Below are 17,739 nucleotides of genomic sequence, written 5' to 3' on the forward strand. Positions count from 1 at the left end.
GCAGGTTCGGCCATCCGCGCGGCAGGGGGTCTTTCGACGGTCGGGGCGGTGGGCTAAGAACGGGGCATATCATCCGGAGACCAGCATGATCGATTGGGCCGCCCGCGGGGCCGACACCCCCCAGGACCGGGATCCCCGGCAGACCGCGCCTCGGGCGTTGCGGATCACGGCGGACAGGTTGCCCGACCTGCTGGCCGATCTGGACGCGCGGCTGCGCGAGGGGCGGGGCTTCTCGCTTGCCACGATGAATCTCGACCATCTGGTGAAGCTGCGCGAGAACCGCGCCTTTCTGGACGCCTATCGCGCGCACAGCCATGTGACGGCGGATGGCAATCCGATCGTGTGGCTGTCCAGGCTGGCCGGACGCCCCGTGGATCTGGTGCCGGGATCGGACCTGATCGGCCCGGTGACGCGCCTGGCGGCCGAGGCCGGGACCCCCGTCGCGCTGTTCGGCGCCACCGCCGAGGCCCTTGCCGCCGCCGAGGTCGCGCTTTGCCGCGATGCGCCGGGGCTGCGGGTGGTCGCGCGGATCGCGCCGCCGATGGGCTTCGACCCCACCGGACCCGCCGCCGATGCCGCCATCGAGGAGATCGGCGCATCCGGCGCGCGCCTGTGCCTGCTGGCCCTGGGCGCCCCCAAGCAGGAGATCTTCGCGGCCCATGCATCCGCGCGGCTGCCGCAGACGGGCTTCATGTCCATCGGGGCGGGGCTGGATTTCCTGGCGGGCACGCAGACCCGCGCGCCCGCCTGGGTGCGCCGGATGGCGGGCGAATGGCTGTGGCGCCTGGCAGGCAGCCCGCGCCGCATGGCGGGCCGCTATGCCCGCTGCTTCGCGATCCTGCCGGGGCAGGCGGTCAGCGCCCTGCGCGCGCGGCGGGGCTGAGGACCGGAGCCTTCAGGAAAAGTCGCGCTTGGGGCCCGGCTCGTGGGCCAGGACCAGCCGCGCCTGGGGCTGGTCCGGCGCGGGTGCCGATTGCGGCACCAGGATCAGCCCGTCGGCGATCAGTTCGTCGATCAGTTCGGCCTTGACGACCTTCTGGTCCGCCGCCGCGCCATAGACCAGCGCCAGATCCGCGATCTTGTTGATCATGCGGGGAATTCCGCCCGATTCCGCGTGGATCCGGTCGGCGGCCTCGACGTCGATCTCGGTGCCCGTGCCGCCGGCCTCGGTCAGGCGATGGGCGATGTAGTCCCGCGTTCCCTGCAGGTCGAACCCGTCCAGATGGAAGGTCGCGCTGACGCGCTGCGCGAACTGGCGCAGCTCGGGGCGGGTGATGATCTCGCGCAGCTCGGGCTGGCCCAGAAGGATCAGCTGCAGCAGCTCGTCCGTGCCGGAATTGATGTTGGTCAGCATCCGCAGCTCCTCGAGGGTCTCGGCCCCCAGGTTCTGCGCCTCGTCGAAGATCAGGATGACCAGGTTGCCCGCGGCGTATTCGGACAGGACGAAATCCTGGAAGGCCTGGAACAGGCTGACGTAATCGGCATCGCGCGGCGTGTCGATGTCGAAGGCGTTCAGGATCCAGCGCAGCAGGTCGCCCCGATCGCCCCGCGCGTTCGAGATCAGGCCCACCCGGACCTCCTGTTCGGTCCGCGCCAGCAGGGCCTGGATCAGCGTGGTCTTGCCGGTGCCGACCTCGCCCGTGACCACGGTCAGCGGCGCACGGGTCATCAGCCCGTATTCCAGCACCGAGAACGCCTTGCGATGGCTTTTGGACCAGAAGAGCATCCCCGGGTCGGGCAGGATCGAGAAGGGGCGCATCCGGAAGCCGTAATGCTCGAGATAGAATTGGCTCACGTCGGGCTCCGATTGGAATTGTGCCGTGTATAGATCGCGCGGCGGCCTGCGGCCAGACGCGCGGGGTCATAGATCTCGTCGAAGCACCCTGCGCGCAACACCCGAAGATGAAGGATTTTCCGAATCAGTTCCGAGGGCCCGCCGACCGCCGCAGGGACCATCGTCTTCGGGCCGCTGGCGTCCACGCTATCCCTTATCGCATCAACCTGTCCTTTAGGACAGATGGACGGCCCATTTTCTGTACCGAATTGTTCGATCATACAAAGTTTTAATCAATTTTTAAACTTTCAATTCAGGTCCGTTTTGGAGCATGATAGCCTGCATCATCCGGGAAGATCCGAGGCGTGTGTTTGCTTCGCCGCGGACCGCCCGGGCAGTTTCGTTTTGTTTCCAAGTTGTGTTCCCCACATTTGGGGAGGGAGTTTAAAGATGACGATACGTGCGACGGACTTCGAACCGGCCTTTCCCGCCCGCGACATCATCATCATGCAACAATCAGAACGCGCGATGGCCCGACCGGGCCGGACAGGCATCTATCGCCAGGGCGTCAAGCGCGGTCTCGAATCCTTCCTGATCCTTGCGGCCGCGCCGGTCGTCCTGCCTTTCATCCTGCTGATGGCCCTGTTGATCCTGATGGACGGGGCCAACCCGTTCTTCGCGCAGAAGCGCGTCGGCCAGAACGGCCGCATCTTCCGCATCTGGAAGCTGCGCACCATGGTCGCCGATGCCGAGGACCGGCTGGAGAGCCACCTGGAGCAGAACCCCGAAGCCCGCGCCGAATGGGACCGCACCCAGAAGCTGAAGACCGATCCGCGCGTCACCATGGTCGGCCGCATCCTGCGCAAGACCTCGATGGACGAGCTGCCGCAGCTGTTCAACGTGCTCAACGGCACCATGTCGCTGGTCGGCCCGCGCCCGATGATGGTCGATCAGGCACCGCTCTATCACGGTACCGCCTATTACCGCCTGCGCCCGGGCATCACCGGCCTGTGGCAGATCTCGGCCCGCAACGAGGCCGAATTCAGCGCCCGCGTGCGCTACGACGAAGCCTATGATCGCAGCCTGTCCTGCCGGAATGACCTTGGAATTCTGCTGCGGACGTTTAAGGTCGTGCTGCGCGGCACCGGATACTGAAAGCCGTGGCCATTACCGCGACACGCCCGCCAGAACAGGCGGCGGTCGCGTTCCAGCAATGAGATCGCCCCCATGACTGCCCATAACGCCCCCCGTCTTGCCCGCCGCAAAGCGCGGCATACCGGGCTTCGCCTGTCCGCAGCCCTGGTGGTTGCCCTGTCGCTGACCGCCTGCAAATCCTCCGAGGAGCAGGCCGAGGAATATTACGAATCCGCCGTCGCGCTTGCGGCCGAGGGCGATACCGATCGGGCCATGGTCCAGCTGCGCAACGTCTTCAACGAGGACGGCACCCATTACGAGGCCCGCAGGATGCTGGCCGACATCCACCTGGAGGCCGGTCGCCCGCGCGACGCCTACAGCCAGTATCTGCGCCTGGCCGAACAATATCCCGACGACCTGCCCACCCGCATCGCCCTGGCGCGGCTTGCGACCGAGACCGGGCAGAAGGACGAATTCGAACGTCACGCCAACCGCGCGCAGGAACTGGCGCCCGACGATCCCGACGTGCAGGCGATCGCCCTGTCGCAGCGCTATGTGAACCTGACCGACGACAGCCCCGCCGAGGAACGCGCGGCCCTTGCCGACCAGGCCGAGGCCATGGTCGAGGATCGCCCCGACGACGTGCTGCTGCTGACGATCCTTCTGGACCGGGCGGCGCGCGACCGCGATCTGGACCGTGCAGGTCAGCTGATCGACCGGTTGATGGAACTGCAGCCCGACAATCCGCAGCGATATGCCCAACGCCTGGCATGGCTGTCCGAACGGGGCGACATGGCCGGCATCGAGACGCATCTGCGCGCCACGCTGGACCGTTTCCCCGACAGCACCGATGCCAAGGGCAACCTGCTGGCATTCTATGTCAGCGAGAACCGCACCGAGGATGCCGAGGCCTTCCTGCGCGAGATGGCCGATGCCGCGGCCGAGGGCGACGCGACCCCGCAGCTGGACCTGATCCGCTATATCGAGATGACGCGCGGTTCCGATGCCGCGCGGCAGGAGATGCGGACCATGCTGGAGCAGGGCGGCGACCCGCTGATCTTCGGCGCGCTGCTGGCCGGGGCCGATTACGTCGACGGCAATCGCGACGAGGCCATCGCCCAGGTGCAGGGCCTTCTGGCCGATCGCGAACCCGCCCCCGAGACGCGCAACCTGCGCATCCAGCTGGCGCGCATGCTGGCGGGCGCCGGACGCGAGGACGAGGCACGCCCCCTGGTGGCCGAGGTCCTGGCCGAGGAACCCGGCCATGTGGGCGCGCTGAAGATGCAGGCCGGCTGGAACATCGAGGCCGACCAGCTGGACGACGCCATCCTGGCCCTGCGCGCGGCCCTGGACAGCGATGCCGAGGATGTCGAGGCGCTGAGCCTGATGGCCGATGCCTATTACCGTGCGGGCGAACCCGACCTGATGCGCGACTTCCTGGCCCGCGCGGCCGAGGCGTCGGACCATGCCCCGACCGAGACGCTGCGCTTTGCGCAGAGCCTTCTGGCCGAGGGTCGCACCCGTCCCGCCGAGGATGCGCTGCTGCCCGCCCTGCAGGCCGATTCCGAAAACGTGGCCCTGCTGGCCATGCTGGGTCGCACCTATCTGGCCATGCCGGACCTGCCCCGTGCGCAGGGTGTCGTGGCACGGCTGAAAAATCTGGACACGCCGCAATCCAACCGCGCGGCGCAGGAACTGGAACTGGCGCAGCTGAGCCGCGAGGAAGGCCGCGATGCGGCGATCGACTATCTCCGCGACCGGGCGGATGCGGGCGACGCCACGATCGAGGCCCAGGTCGAGCTGCTTTATTCGCGCATCGCTGCGGGCGATCTGGAAGGCGCGCGCATCCAGCTGGAAACCCTGCGCGAAAGCGCCCCCGACAACCGCATGGTGCGCCAGGCCGACGCCCAGCTTGCCGCGGCCACGGGGCAGCCCGACGCCGCGCGTCAGATCCTGGACCGCCTGATCGAGGACGACCCCTCGGACCCGGCACCGCATCTGATGCGCCTGCGCCTGATCGCGCAGAGCGGCGACAATGCCGAAGCGCTGGAGGCCGTCGATGCCAGCCTGGAACAGCTGCCCGAGGATCCGGACCTGCTGTGGACCAAGGCGGGGCTTCTGGAACGCGCGGGCCGCATCGACGAGGCCATCGCCATCTTCGAGACGCTCTATGACCGGTCCTCGGATGCGGTGATCGTGGCGAACAACCTGGCCAGCCTGCTTGCGACCTATCATGCCGACGATCCCGAACGCCTGGCGCAGGCGACCTCGGTCGCGCGGCGGCTTGCGGGCACCACGGTCCCGGCCTTCATGGACACCTATGGCTGGCTGCTGCATCTGAACGGCGACAGCGAAGGGGCGCTGCCCTATCTGGAAGGCGCGGCCGAGGCGCTGGAAAACGACCCTGCGGTGCAGCTGCATCTGGGCATCGTCCGGGCATCCCTGGGCCAGACCGAAGAAGCCCGGGACCTGCTGACCCGCGGGCTCGAGATGGCCGACGATCTGCAGGGCAGCACCGCCGCCACGGCCCGCGCCACCCTGGAGGGGCTGCAATCCCCCGCGGATGCGCAGGCTGCCGGGGCGAACGATACGGAAACGAACTGACCGGGGGGACCGCCGCCGTTGCCCCCGGGCTGTGACCCGAAGGCGACAGCGGCGCAACTTTCCGTCCCCTGGGCCGGCCCGATCTTAACGATACAAACGAAAAAGTTGCGCCAACAGGGCATGATCGTCCTATGTTCGGGCAAAAGAGAAGGACATCCGCGATGAAAATCATGATGCGCATGTTGATGGGCCTGGCCTTGTGCCTGCCGATACTGTGGTCCGCCACGGCCCATGCACAGGAATACCGCGTCCGTTCGGGCGATCGCCTGACGATCGAGGTGCTCGAGGACGAGAGCCTCAACCGCACCATCCCGGTCCTGCCCGGCGGATCGATCAACTTCCCCTATGCCGGCAGCCTGCAGGTCGCGGGCCAGTCGCCCACCGCCATCGGCAACCGCATCTCGCAGTCGCTGTCGGGCGTGCTGGCATCGCCCCCCACGGTCTTCGTGTCGGTCGCGCCGCTGGAACCCGTCCCGACGCTGGAACAGCCCGAGGAGATGCTGATCAACATCTACGTCATGGGCGAGGCATCGTCGCCCGGCGCCAAGAACGTTCCCCCCGGCACCACCTTCCTGCAGGCGCTGTCGCAGGCCGGCGGCCTGACGCCCTTTGCCGCGACCAAGCGCATCCAGCTGCGCCGTCCCAGCATGCCGGGCCGCGTGGCCACCATCAATTACGACGCGATCATGCGCGGCGCCGCCATGAGCCAGGACCCGATCCTTGCCGAAGGCGACGTCATCATCATCCCTGAAAGGCGGCTGTTCGAATGAAGCTGAACCGTCCCGCATTTCCGGCCCTGGCGCGTTGCGGTGCCTCGTTGCTGATCGGGACGGCGATGCTGCCTGGGGCGGCGCTGGCGCAGGACGATGCCGAGCTGGCGCCCAAGGCGCAGCTGACCGTGACCCAGCAGCTGGCCGTGGACGATGGCTATGTCATCGGCTCGACGCCCCTGGACCTGCAATTGCAGACCGGCACCCGGTCGCAGGTTCTCAGATTCGATGCCTCGGTCCCGCTGCGTCTGAACGATCCCGACGACGAGGATTTCTTCGGCGTCGGGGACCGGCAGGCACAGCTTCTCTATCGTCGCTTCGTCCGCAATTCCTCGATCGAGGTTCAGGGCCGCTACCGCGAAGCGGATCTGGACAACCTGATCTTCTATGACGACGCGGTCGACGACATCGTGACGCTGGACAACGGAAGGCGGGCGGATGGCGCGCTGCGCATGGGCTATGCCTTCGGCAGCCAGTCCAAGCTGGGCGGGGAATTCAGCCTCGGCTATCTCGACCGCCGCTATATCGACACCACCGACGACGATCTGAACGACAGCGTGACCTATGACGGGTCGGCCACGATCTTCCTGGAACCGACCCCGCTGATCCGGGCGCGGGTCTTCGCATCCGGCCGCGCCACCGACAGCGAGGATGACGGCACCGACACGCGCAGCCACCGCGTGGGGGCGGGCGCGTCCATGCAGGTGAACCGGCAGGTCAATGTCGATGTCGAACTGGCACAGGCCCGCGTCTGGCGCGAGGAGCTGGATACCGGCACGATCGAGGAAAGCCGCGGCCTGGCCTTTGCCGGGACGCTGACCTATCTGCAGCCCGATGGCGAATACACGCTGTCGCTCAGCAGCGATCCGGGCACCGAAGGGCGCCGCGAACGGCTCAGCTTCGGGCGCAGCTTCGAGCGTCCCGGCTATGACCTGACTTTGCGGGGCGGTCTGACCCGGCTCGAGGATGACGATCCCGATCCGACCTTCGAGGTCGCCTATTCCAGCGATCTATCACGCCTGTCTTCGGTCAAGCTGGGTCTGAGGCAGGAGGCCGTATCGGATCTGGACGGGAACGAGGCGATCAATACCAGCCTGACCAGCAGCTACAGCCGCCAGCTGGACGACCGTTCCTCGGTCGGGATCACGCTGCTCTATCGTCAGAGCGAGGTGCAGCGTGGCGATGACGAGGATGCCCGCAGCGCGGCGCTGGATGTCAGCTACTCGCACCAGTTCTCGGAAGATATCGCGCTGTCGGCGGGGGTGAACATCCTGCGCTCGCGCGAGGATGACGGTGAACGCGACGACAACGAACGCATCTATCTGGGCTTGGGCAAGAGCTTCAACTTCCTGCCCTGAACCCCCTATGCGCGGGCCATCGCGCGATGGCCCGCGGTCGCCATCATGGCGACCAATGCCATCAGCATGAACATGCCCGATCCCGACAGCGGGACGGCGGGCAGATTGGGGATCTCCGTCTCGCCGCCGGGGCCGGGGATCACCGTGCTCGGGTCGACCCGGTCGCGATCGATCGGGACATCGGGCTTGATCACGACGATATCCGTGCCGGGCTCTGTCGTCGTATCCGTACCGCCATCCGAATTGCTGCTTCCGCCTGAAAATCCAGGAAACCCGAAAGAGGGCGTACCGCCGAAGCTGCCGCCCCAGGGGGAACCGCCGGGCGTGGCAAGCGCGGTCTGCGTTGCGACACCCGCCTCGGGCAGGAAGGGCAGACCGGAAGAGACCGGCAGGAAGGCCATGCTGTCGGCGGGCAGGTCGTATTTCGCCAGATAGGCATCGTCGCCGGAAACGATCAGGATGGCATGATCGCCATATTGATCACGCTGCATGGCCCATGCGGCCGGCCGGAACCCCATGCCGTCGAAGAAATGAAGGCAGGGATCCTCGGCCGAGCAGAGCGGCGGAAGCATCTGTTCGGGGGCGGAGGACAAGCAGTAGAGATCCCCCCCGGCCGTGCAGAACTCTTGATCATAGGACAGGGTCATGTCGCATCGCACTGTTTAAAAAAAGACAACGTCCGCTGTGTACATATATATGCACATGTCACGAAAAAAATACCTGTCCCTCGGTATAGGTTGAGGTTCAACAGGATCGTTCATCCCCGACACGAAGACCGGGGACGAACCCGTCAGGCGGCAGCGCGATCAGATGATCGCCAGGTTTCCCGTTGCCGCAGCGACCGCGAAGACCACCAGGTTCGCCGCCGCATGGGCCGCGATCGCATCGGATATCCGCCCGTTGCGACGGGCCACGATGGAAAAGACCAGCCCCGCCACGAAGGCCTCGGCCCAACGGTCATGCAGGGCCGCGAACAGGGTGGCCGTCACCAGCGCCGCGACCACGATCCGCAGCCAGGGCGCAGGGCCATCGACCGCGCTGCCGCGCAGGCGGCCTTCCAGGTAATCGCGGAAGAACAGCTCCTCGACCAGGGGGACCAGCAGCACGGTACCGATCCCCCGGAACAGGAACCACAGGACCAGAAGCCCGCCCGTCAGCCCGCCATAGGGCGGCGGACCGTCCAGCGGGGCCACGGGGATCGCCACCCACATGATGCCGATCGCGATCCCCGCCATCCAGGACATTCCCGAGACACGGCGCAGGATGCCGCGCAGTTCGGGCCAGACCAGCGCCACCGCGGCGGCCAGCAGAACCACGCGGATCGGATAGAACATCGCAGGGTTCTGGCTGATCGCGGGGGCCAGCACCGCCGTCAGCATGAAGACCGCGAAGGGCAGGATCCGGGCCGCGACCGGGTCGCGCCACAGGGGCGGCAGGGTGTCGCGATCCGCCACCTGCCGCACCTGCCGGTGGTGCAGGGCGGGCACCCGCCGCGCGATCATGATCAGGCCAAGCGCCACGATGGTGAACATCACCCAGCCCGCATGGCTGTGGAACCCGCCGACCGCCAGTTCGGGATGCCCCTCGATTCCGATCAGCAGCAACACGGCGATGCGCAGGATGTTCAGCGCGACGCTGGCGGCGATCCCGACGGGATAGAGCAGCAGCGCCCGGGGAAAGCGCAGTTCGGACCGAAAGAGCCAGAGATAGAGGCTGACGAAGATCGTGACCAGCGCGATCCCCTCGATCCCCGAACAGGCCGGCGCGACCGAGATGATGAAGTCCCCCTCGCCGATATGCTTGCGGACGGGATCGACATAGAGATCGTGCCCCAGACCCTGCACAAGGAAGCCGACCGCCCGGAAGGTCGCATCCGAGATCGTGTCGATCTGCCAGATGGGCCGCAGCTGCACCGCCAGCGCGGGGGCAAGCCCGCCCGCGATCAGGACGATCGGCAGGGACGGCCCGGCATCGCGCAGGAAATCGCGCCAGCGGCCAAGAGGGGCCAGGAACCCCAGCAGCCCCCCCACGATCAGCGTCATTCCGACAGCCCAGCAGGCGAAGGCCGGCCACAGCATCGCGCGGCCGTCGCCTTCGCGCAGCAGCAGCGCGGGCAGAAGCCCGATGACCAGCCCCGCGAAATTCACCCAGAGCGGACGCATGTCCCGGCCGGGATCGGACAGCAGGCTGCGGAACAGCCCCGGCCGCAGCACGGCGAACAGCCCGCCCGCCGCGATCATGCAGTAGAATGCGGCCAGGCTCTTGCTGGCGCCGCCGCAGGCCGCGTTGCCCCAGTTGGCGCGGCAGTCGAAATCGATGCCATGCTTGAAGATCATGCCGATGATCAGGAATTCCGTGATCAGGACAAGGCCCGCAAGGGCCAGGGGGGCCATGCGCAGGCGCGGGGCAGGGCTGGAAAAATCGCTCATGGTCAGGATCGCCACCGGGTCTGTTCAGACGAACAGGCCCGCCGGTGGCGGGCCTGTCAAGAACGGGATGTCTTGAACTTGATCAGACCGCGCGGCGGCGGCGTTCCCAGGTCAGCAGCACGATGGCGGCCAGGGCCGCGATGGCGGCGGTGCCTTCGAGGGCGCTGATTTCCGGGACCGCGGTCACGACGGGACGGGTGGGGCCGTCACCGGCGACGGTCGCATGGGCAATGCCCGTGGCGAATGCGGAAATGCCGGCTGCGGCAGCTGCGATCGAAAACGTCTTCATGGTTCGAACTCCGAAAAAGCAGGCGGATATCCAAGTCTCCGCCCTTGTACATGACAGGGCCGTCAACGCGACGACCCAGACCCCGGTCCTTGGATGACCGGAATTCCGGACAGCGCCCCCGGCATGGGGGCGCTGCGGGCGCGGATCAGGCGAAGCAGAAGCAGTCCTGCTCCAGCGCGTCCCATTCGACGCCGATGATCAGCGGCTGGCTGTTGCCGGCGGCCTCGGCGGCTGCGGTCGGGTCCAGAAGCAGGCCGACGACATCGCCTTCACCCGCGACGAAACCTTCGCCGCTGGCCAGCGCCATGTCATAGATCTCCTGCGCGTTGGCATTGGTCCCGAGGCTGCTGCTGACGAAGACGATATCGTCGGTCAGGCCCCAGATCGCGCCCTGGATCTCGGCTTCGGTATAGGTCTGGCCGGTGCCGTCGCCATTGTCCATTTCCTGGAAGTCCTGGTTCAGGATCCAGTTGACCACGTCCAGGTTCTGCGGGTTCGCCACGATGCCGGTCGGGACCGAGGCCGCATCCGCCAGGTACATGTTGTAGGGCACGGCCACGTTCGGGTTGATCGGCTCGTATGCGGAAACGCAGTAGGTGATGTCGAAGAACTTGCCGTCGAAGCGGTCATCGCCCGTGCCCGACAGGGTCACGCCGTAAAAGTCGCCGCCCAGAGCGCCGTCGCGCGTCAGCACCAGCGAACCGATCGAGGGCAGGCTGTCCTTGATCATCTCCAGCGTGTTCGTCTCGCCGCAGAAGGTCATGTCGACATTCGCGGTGTCGAAGCCGCCATTGCCGTCGCTGACCTCGTAGCCATAGCTGACGGTGGCCTTTTCGCCCAGCAGCAGGTCGCCATAGGCGCCCGAGCCGTCGAAGACCAGCTTGCCGTCCACCAGCGCGATGCTGACGCCGTCCACATCGACCGAACCGCCTTCGACGATGTCCTGACCCGCGACGCTGACGATCGTCAGCGCGTCGCCGTCAAGATCGGTGTCGTTGGCCAGAACGTCCACGGTCACCGCATCCTCGGCACAGGTGCCGGCAATGTCGTTCATCGCATCGGGGGCGCGGTTCTCGATCACGAGGCCCGCATCGACATCCAGGTTGGTCTCGCCGATGCCCAGGGTGATCGGCCCGGTCAGGCCGGTGGTCTGGTCCGCATCGCTGTCCAGCGCGTCATTGCCGATATTGGCGGCGGTGAAGTCGAAGCCCGCCTTCTCGGTGAAGCCGACGGTATAGGTACCCGCCTTCAGCCCGGTGAAGATGTAATTCCCGGCAGCCCCGGTCGTGGTCGATGCGATGGCCACGCCGCCCATGAACAGGGTCACGGTCACGCCGGCGACGCCGACCTCGCCCAGATCCTGCACGCCGTCCTTGTCGGCATCCAGGAAGACGAAGTTGCCCAGGCTGGCCGTGCCCGGATCCTTGATGCCCGCGTCATTGTCCGAGGACAGCTCGCCGATTTCCAGCGAGATGGTGCCCGTGCGCCCGGTCGAGGTGCTGGCATCGCTGTCGATCGTGTCGTCGTCCCCTGCATTGGCATCGACCAGGACGCGCCCGTTGATCGACTTGGGGAATTCGACGACATAATCGCCCGCGTCCAGATCCTCGAACTGATAGGAGCCGTCGGCCGCCGTCACGGTGGTCGCGACCAGCGCGCCGGTGGCGGTCAGCAGGCGGACGGTGACGCCGGCCACGCCGGTTTCGGCATCGTCCACGGCATTGTCGTTCGCGTCCACGAAGATGCGGCCCTCGATCGCGGCAGTGCCGGGATCCTTGACGCCCGCATCCACATCCGTGGTGGTCGCACCGGCGACGACGGTCGCGCTGTCGCTGACCCCGGTCGCGACGTCGGCATCGCTGTCGATCGCGTCGTTGCCGCCGACATTCTGCTCGGTCAGGACCTGGCCGTCCACTTCGGTCGGGAAGACGACGCGGTATTCGCCGGGCTGCAGATCGTCGAACAGATAGCCGCCATCGGCCCCCGTCGTCGTCGTGGCGACCACGTTGCCCGTCGCATCCAGCAGCTGGACCGTGACACCCGCCACGCCGGCTTCGGCATTGTCGATGCCGTTCTTGTCGGCATCGACGAAGACGCGGCCGGACAGGGCGCCGGGCTCTTCCTCGGGCTCGGTCGGGCACAGCTTGATGTTGTCGATGATCGCGTATTCGCAGCCGTTGCCATAGCCCTTGAGGGTGATGACATCGCCCTTGTTCAGCTGCAGGTCGTCCAGCGTGATCTCGACCCACTTGCTGCTTTCGGCGTTCAGGCGGATCGTGTCCACGACCTTGCCGTTCACCATGACCTTGATGAAGCCGTCACCCTTGGCGGAATCCCAGAAGCGCAGGGTCATGTCGTATTCGCCCGACACGCCGTCGAATTTCTGGCTGGCGCTGCCCGAATATCCCGACAGGGCGATGTACTTGCCATCCGAGGCGCTGGAGGCGCTGCCCACGCGATAGCAGGACAGGCTCATCTTCTCGGCTTCGTAGACGATGCAGGTCGGGGTTTCCTCGACATCGCGGACATCGACCTTCAGTTCGCTGTAGGTGACGCCGCCCTTGCCGTCATCGACCGCGACGATGACCTTGTAGAGGTTGTCGCCGTTCTTGTCGGCCGGGTTCTCGTAATCGGGGGCGGACTTGAAGGTCAGCACGCCCGTGTCGGGGTTGATCTCGAACAGGGCCGCATCCTCGCCACCCGCCAGCGAGAAGCTGAGCGTGTCGCCATCGGCATCCTTGGCGTTCAGGTCGATCACCAGCTTCGAGTTCTCGTCGACGCAGAAGACGCCGTCGGCGGGGACGTTGGTGAAGACGGGGGCCGTGTTGGCAGGGGCCGCGTTGCCCGCGCCCAGGCAGGAATAGTCGATCCAGGAACCCGCCACGTTGCAGGTGTTCACGACGGTCAGGTTCACCCCGGCGGCAGGCTGGGCGCCGTAGAAGGTGAAATAGCCGTTCCCGGCACCTTCCGAGTTGTGACCCTCGATCTGGATCTCGATCATGTAATAGGTCTTGCCGTCCGACCCCTTCAGGACGTGGTACTGTTCGGCGAACATCTTGCAGCCGACGGCCTGGCCGTTGACGATGCCGTTCTGGCCGCTGCGATCCTCGGCATAGTCGTAGCGGTCGTACCAGCTGTCGCCCGACAGCTTGGAATCGTTGTCGTAGGTGGACATCTTCACCGACGGCGAACCCATGGTGAAGCTGTCGCCCTTGCCGAAATTGCACCCGTTCGAGCCGCCGGCCAGCAGATCGGCCTCGGTAAAGGCCGTCCATTCATATTTCTTGTAATGATAGGTCATGATCACTGTCCCAAAACTGCCCACGGGGCGCACTAGAAACTCATCTCCGGGGGTGATCCGCGCCTGTGCGACATCGAACCTGCCCATCCGGAAACACCGAAAGTCCAACAGATCGATATCGCTAAAAATCTATTTGTCCATGATGAACTGTTAAGCAGCCATTCAGATTAGGCTTTTGGATCAAATACCTATCCGTATGGTTAGGTTGCTTTCCGCGAACTCTTCTTTCGCGACAAGTAATATTTCCGGATATCAACCTTGAGTTGCCAGATTTTTCCTCCTAATTTCTCTTTCAGGTTGTGCCTTATCCCTTTTCCTGGCGCTTGCGAATCGGATGACGCGGTCCGGACCATGCAAGAGGAAGGGCAGTCCCGGCCGAAGCGGGAACGGCAAGGGCCGATTTGTTCAAATGCTTTGCAATGGACATTTGGCTTCGCCCTGAACCCGCTTCACACTGGAAGACAAGTCATCTGACTGGGGTTCGTGGATCATGGTTGCCATTCTTCTTATGCTGATTGTTTCCGGGTCGTTCCTGACTTCCGCCATCCTGTTCGCGCAGGGCGCGTCATGGGGCATGATCGCTCTCGGCTATGTCGGTGGGGGCTGGGCGGCCTTCATCGCGGGCATGATCATCCTGAGCCTGTGGCGCTTCATCGGCCCCGGCTTTTCGATGCAGCCGGTCCTCGCGACCGAGAAGTAAGCCCCCCGCATCCGATACATTCCGTTTCTAGCTATGCGATCCTCACGCGATCGCGACCTATGCGTGATCCGGCGCGCCTGCCGGGCCGCCTTGGACGGAATGCGCATGTCGTGCAAAACCCGTCGCATTTCCACCGCCCGACCGCTTTGAAAATCCGGCGGTCCGGGGCGCATGCGGATACCCGTTAACCTTTCTGGCAAGAAATTCGGCCGCAGGACATTCGCACCCGATGCGGATGAGCGGCCCGTATTCCATTCATCCGATCGCACCGATCCGCATGGCGATCGGTTTCCCCGGACATCCTGCACGGACCCGCACGATCCCTTGTCGATCCGGGCCTGGCAGACGGGCTTTTACTTCCGAACCTGAAGGATGCTGCGCGCGCTGCGGGCGTGCCGACACCGGGCTGCGGTCGGCCCGGCATTCCATGCGGCCGGTCGAATCATCCCGGTGCGCATTCATGGATGATGGCGATAGCAGCAATCATGTGAATGCATACATGTATACCAGAAGAGGCCAGCGAATACAGGTGCCTCGACGGCGGAAGAGAGTTGCAAATTATGCGGAAGCCGTGTCGGGTTGTTTCAACCCGTACATGAAAAGTTCCCCATTTGGCTGCGCAAAAGCGAGAATTCGCCGATCGCCCTTTCCCTTACCTTTGCAATTGTCTGAACTCTGCTAGGTGCTGCGGCCAACCAAGGAAGATCACACATGACGGCCCCGAGCCGTTTCATCAGCTAGGGAAACCTCATCATGCTGCTACGCGACATCCTCATGACACTGCCCAGCCTGGTTCTGCCGACCCAACCGGCGGTCCGGCCGGATCAGACCGCGTTCAGCAATCCCTTCGAGCTGGCAGGACAGCCCAGCACCAGCAGTTACGACCTGCAGGACTTCTACAGCGCCGAAGGGCTGGATCCCGAATGGCCGGTCGTGCAGGTTTCCGACGATGAGGATGATCAGGGCGACGACCAGGAACCCGATGTCGATCCCGACCCGCTGCCCGTGGAACAGATCCCGCCCGTGGAGCCGGTCGAGCCTGTCGAACCCACGGACCCCGTCGAGCCGGTCGAGACGCTGGACCCCGCCACGCAGGAGACCTCGGCCATGGCCGGGCGCGTCACCATCCTGACCCCGGACAGCCAGGACGACATCGCCAGCATGCGCATCCTGTCCGCCCCCGAGCACGGGAGTGTCAGCGTCAATCCCGACAACAGCCTGGCGCTGGTGCTGACCGAGAACCCCGAGATGGACGATGATCTGTCCTTCCAGTACGAGGTGACCTATCTCGACGGTCGCAGCCAGGTGATCGATGCCACGATCGACGTGACCAAGGGCGCCGAGGCCGAAGGCTGGGGCATGGGCGATTTCTACATGCTCGAGCAGACGGCTTCGGGCGATCTGGTCGTCGAACATGGCGACAACCATCGCAAGGTGCATATCACCGAAGGCGATCACGGGCTGTCGCGTGCCGATATCGCCAAGGCCGAGGGCCTGGGCGAGGACAAGATCACCAGCTCCTGGCTGGTCGAACATCCCGAATACGGTGCAAGCGCGGATATGGCGCTGCAATCCGATCTGGGCATGGAGCTGTGGTACGCCATCACGGGCCGCGGGGTCGAGCCCAGCTCGGACTGGCTGCTGATGGAGCGCGGCTACGAATACGAGGGGCTGGGCCGGATCGTGAGCCGCGGCGCCGAGGGCGAAAGCGCCCTGCACCCGATGTATGTCGGGGCCTATGGCGAAGGGGCCGACCCGATCGTCACCGACGAGGTGCTTCTGTTCCAGGATCGCAGCGCGAACATCGTCATCCAGAACATCGAGGCCCGTGGCGGCTTCTCGATGAACGGGGCCGACAACCTGCTGCTGGACAACCTGACCATCACCGGCGGCGAAGCCGTGCTGAAGAATATCGATGGCCTGACCTTCCAGAACTCCCAGGTTCTCGACGTGGCCCGCGAAGAGACCGTCCGCGAGGGCGAGGTCTGGCACGCGTCGAACAACCGGATCAGCGGCGCCTATCTCTCGGGGGTCGAAGGGGGTCTGCTGCGCGACAACCTGTTCGATCGCAACGGCTGGGCCGAGGGATATGATTACGACATGTCCACGGACGCGCCCATGCCGCCCAGCTACTACAACCACAACCTCTATGTCCAAACCACCAATCTGGACATCACGGTGCGCGACAACGTCTTCATGCGTGCCGCATCCTTCGGCGTGCAGCTGCGCCCGGGCGGCGTTCTGGAGGGCAACAGCTTCATCGACAACAATGCGGCCGTGAACTTCTTCAGCAACAACAACTACACGCTGATGCTGGACAACATCGTCACCTCGGCCGGGTACAAGGAAGTGTCGGACTATCAGGGTGCCAGATCCGTCGGCATCCACAATTTCGGCACGCTGAGCAGCCTGATCGGCAACCTCGTGACCCATCTGGCAGATCCCGCCAACGAGGCCGAGCAGGAATACAAATCCGCGAACGAGACCGCGGTGAGCGTTTCGGACAAGAACTATGTCGACGATACGATCGTCTACAACTGGGCCACCCATGAACGCGGGTTCGGGGATCACCCCAACCAGAATGTCGACGGGCTGGACACGGATGTCCTGGACCAGACCACGATCCAGAACTTCGCGGCCCAGCTTCTGGGTCAGGAAAGCGCCACGATCCCGGATCTGGCGAACTATCTGCGCGACGAGGCCGATGGCGCGCTGGCGGGGGTCGTGGATGCCGACATCATCAACGCCTTCTTCCAGGAGGGCTTCGGCCTTGCGACCGAGCTGCGCGATACGTCGGCGCTGGTGCGCTTCATTCCCGACGACCGCGCGGAAGGCATCCGGTGGGACAACCGCCTGAACTGGAGCACCGAGGATCTGCCCGGCACCCAGGACGGCGACAGCGTCGACCTGGGCGGCAACCGGGTCCTGTCGGCCGCGCAGACGACCGTCGTCGACGATTTCATCTTCGGCGACCATGGCAGCCTGAAGCTGGCCGGCGGTCGGCTGGACATCGAAGGCGGGATCTCGGTGGCCGATACCGGCAACCAGCTGCAGATCGACAATGCCGGTCAGGTCTGGATCGACGGCTATCGCGATACCGACCTGCTGGAGGTGGACGTTCAGGGCGGCCGCTTCGCCAATGAAGGCGATGTCGCGGGCCGCATCGCCCTGACCCTGGGCAATGACGGGCAGGCGATCCTGGCCGGCGCGGGCGGCAGCTTCGACATGGCCGCGGGCAGCAGCCTGTCGGTGAACGGCACCCGCGCGAAGATCGGCTTCGACGGCGCCACGGACGAGGCGGCCGTCCTGCGGATGAACGATGGCGCCAGCCTGTCCTTCGTCGCCTCGGAAGAGGGCCTGGGCCAGCTGTCCGAGTTCCG

General features: G+C 65.3%; 12 protein-coding genes. 7 read left to right on the top strand and 5 right to left on the bottom strand.

Going from position 1 to position 17,739, the window contains the following annotated elements; genetic code table 11:
- Positions 1-85 precede the first annotated feature (85 nt).
- Positions 86-883: a WecB/TagA/CpsF family glycosyltransferase gene (locus KO490_RS14935; protein WP_216020227.1), complete on the top strand. Its 798-nt coding sequence runs from the start codon at positions 86-88 to the stop codon at positions 881-883.
- 12 nt (positions 884-895) lie between these two features.
- Here KO490_RS14935 and KO490_RS14940 read toward each other — a convergent pair whose 3' ends face one another.
- Entirely contained in the window at positions 896-1,795 is a 900-nt protein-coding gene (locus KO490_RS14940; RefSeq protein WP_303463238.1) for an ExeA family protein, read from the bottom strand.
- Positions 1,796-2,224: 429 nt separating this feature from the next.
- On the opposite strand from KO490_RS14940, the gene KO490_RS14945 reads away from it, so the two are divergent.
- The 4 genes from KO490_RS14945 to KO490_RS14960 all read left to right on the top strand — a co-directional run bounded on the left by KO490_RS14945 (position 2,225) and on the right by KO490_RS14960 (position 7,640).
- Positions 2,225-2,929, top strand: a complete 705-nt coding sequence (locus KO490_RS14945; RefSeq protein ID WP_252727221.1) for a sugar transferase — start codon at positions 2,225-2,227, stop codon at positions 2,927-2,929.
- 72 nt (positions 2,930-3,001) lie between these two features.
- The gene (locus KO490_RS14950) at positions 3,002-5,512 is read left to right on the top strand and encodes a tetratricopeptide repeat protein (RefSeq protein WP_216020228.1); all 2,511 of its coding nucleotides are present in this window, start codon (positions 3,002-3,004) and stop codon (positions 5,510-5,512) included.
- Between the two features lie 161 nt (positions 5,513-5,673).
- The gene (locus KO490_RS14955; RefSeq protein ID WP_216020229.1) at positions 5,674-6,282 is read left to right on the top strand and encodes a polysaccharide biosynthesis/export family protein; all 609 of its coding nucleotides are present in this window, start codon (positions 5,674-5,676) and stop codon (positions 6,280-6,282) included.
- Positions 6,279-7,640: a hypothetical protein gene (locus tag KO490_RS14960; protein WP_216020230.1), complete on the top strand. Its 1,362-nt coding sequence runs from the start codon at positions 6,279-6,281 to the stop codon at positions 7,638-7,640. The genes KO490_RS14955 and KO490_RS14960 overlap by 4 nt, the downstream gene beginning before the upstream one ends.
- Before the next feature lie 5 nt (positions 7,641-7,645).
- Here KO490_RS14960 and KO490_RS14965 read toward each other — a convergent pair whose 3' ends face one another.
- From KO490_RS14965 to KO490_RS14980, 4 genes are all read right to left on the bottom strand, one after another.
- A complete protein-coding gene (locus KO490_RS14965; protein WP_216020231.1) occupies positions 7,646-8,287 on the bottom strand; it encodes a hypothetical protein in 642 nt (213 codons plus the stop codon).
- A gap of 159 nt (positions 8,288-8,446) precedes the next feature.
- Positions 8,447-10,084 carry an exosortase E/protease, VPEID-CTERM system gene (xrtE, locus tag KO490_RS14970; protein WP_216020232.1) on the bottom strand — a complete coding sequence of 546 codons (1,638 nt, stop codon included), beginning with the start codon at positions 10,082-10,084 and terminating at the stop codon, positions 8,447-8,449.
- Positions 10,085-10,151: 67 nt separating this feature from the next.
- A complete protein-coding gene (locus KO490_RS14975) occupies positions 10,152-10,358 on the bottom strand; it encodes a hypothetical protein (protein WP_216020233.1) in 207 nt (68 codons plus the stop codon).
- Positions 10,359-10,503: 145 nt separating this feature from the next.
- Positions 10,504-13,659, bottom strand: a complete 3,156-nt coding sequence (locus tag KO490_RS14980) for an SdrD B-like domain-containing protein (RefSeq protein WP_216020234.1) — start codon at positions 13,657-13,659, stop codon at positions 10,504-10,506.
- A 490-nt stretch (positions 13,660-14,149) separates the two neighbouring features.
- Here KO490_RS14980 and KO490_RS14985 point away from each other — a divergent pair, with 490 nt between their 5' ends.
- Positions 14,150-14,359: a hypothetical protein gene (locus KO490_RS14985; protein ID WP_216020235.1), complete on the top strand. Its 210-nt coding sequence runs from the start codon at positions 14,150-14,152 to the stop codon at positions 14,357-14,359.
- A 753-nt stretch (positions 14,360-15,112) separates the two neighbouring features.
- Positions 15,113-17,739: right-handed parallel beta-helix repeat-containing protein (locus KO490_RS14990; protein WP_216020236.1), on the top strand; the 2,627-nt coding region annotated here is incomplete at its 3' end.

This window comes from Paracoccus sp. C2R09, from assembly GCF_018860625.1.
GTDB lineage: Bacteria > Pseudomonadota > Alphaproteobacteria > Rhodobacterales > Rhodobacteraceae > Paracoccus.

Bases quoted from the DNA above. Each gene is read 5' to 3' on its own strand.
- KO490_RS14965 (WP_216020231.1), bottom strand. From the start codon at position 8,287: ATGACCCTGTCCTATGATCAAGAGTTCTGCACGGCCGGGGGGGATCTC.
- KO490_RS14955 (WP_216020229.1), top strand. From the start codon at position 5,674: ATGAAAATCATGATGCGCATGTTGATGGGCCTGGCCTTGTGCCTGCCG.
- KO490_RS14985 (WP_216020235.1), top strand. From the start codon at position 14,150: ATGGTTGCCATTCTTCTTATGCTGATTGTTTCCGGGTCGTTCCTGACT.
- KO490_RS14960 (WP_216020230.1), top strand. From the start codon at position 6,279: ATGAAGCTGAACCGTCCCGCATTTCCGGCCCTGGCGCGTTGCGGTGCC.
- KO490_RS14945 (WP_252727221.1), top strand. From the start codon at position 2,225: ATGACGATACGTGCGACGGACTTCGAACCGGCCTTTCCCGCCCGCGAC.
- KO490_RS14975 (WP_216020233.1), bottom strand. From the start codon at position 10,358: ATGAAGACGTTTTCGATCGCAGCTGCCGCAGCCGGCATTTCCGCATTC.
- KO490_RS14950 (WP_216020228.1), top strand. From the start codon at position 3,002: ATGACTGCCCATAACGCCCCCCGTCTTGCCCGCCGCAAAGCGCGGCAT.
- KO490_RS14980 (WP_216020234.1), bottom strand. From the start codon at position 13,659: ATGACCTATCATTACAAGAAATATGAATGGACGGCCTTTACCGAGGCC.
- KO490_RS14935 (WP_216020227.1), top strand. From the start codon at position 86: ATGATCGATTGGGCCGCCCGCGGGGCCGACACCCCCCAGGACCGGGAT.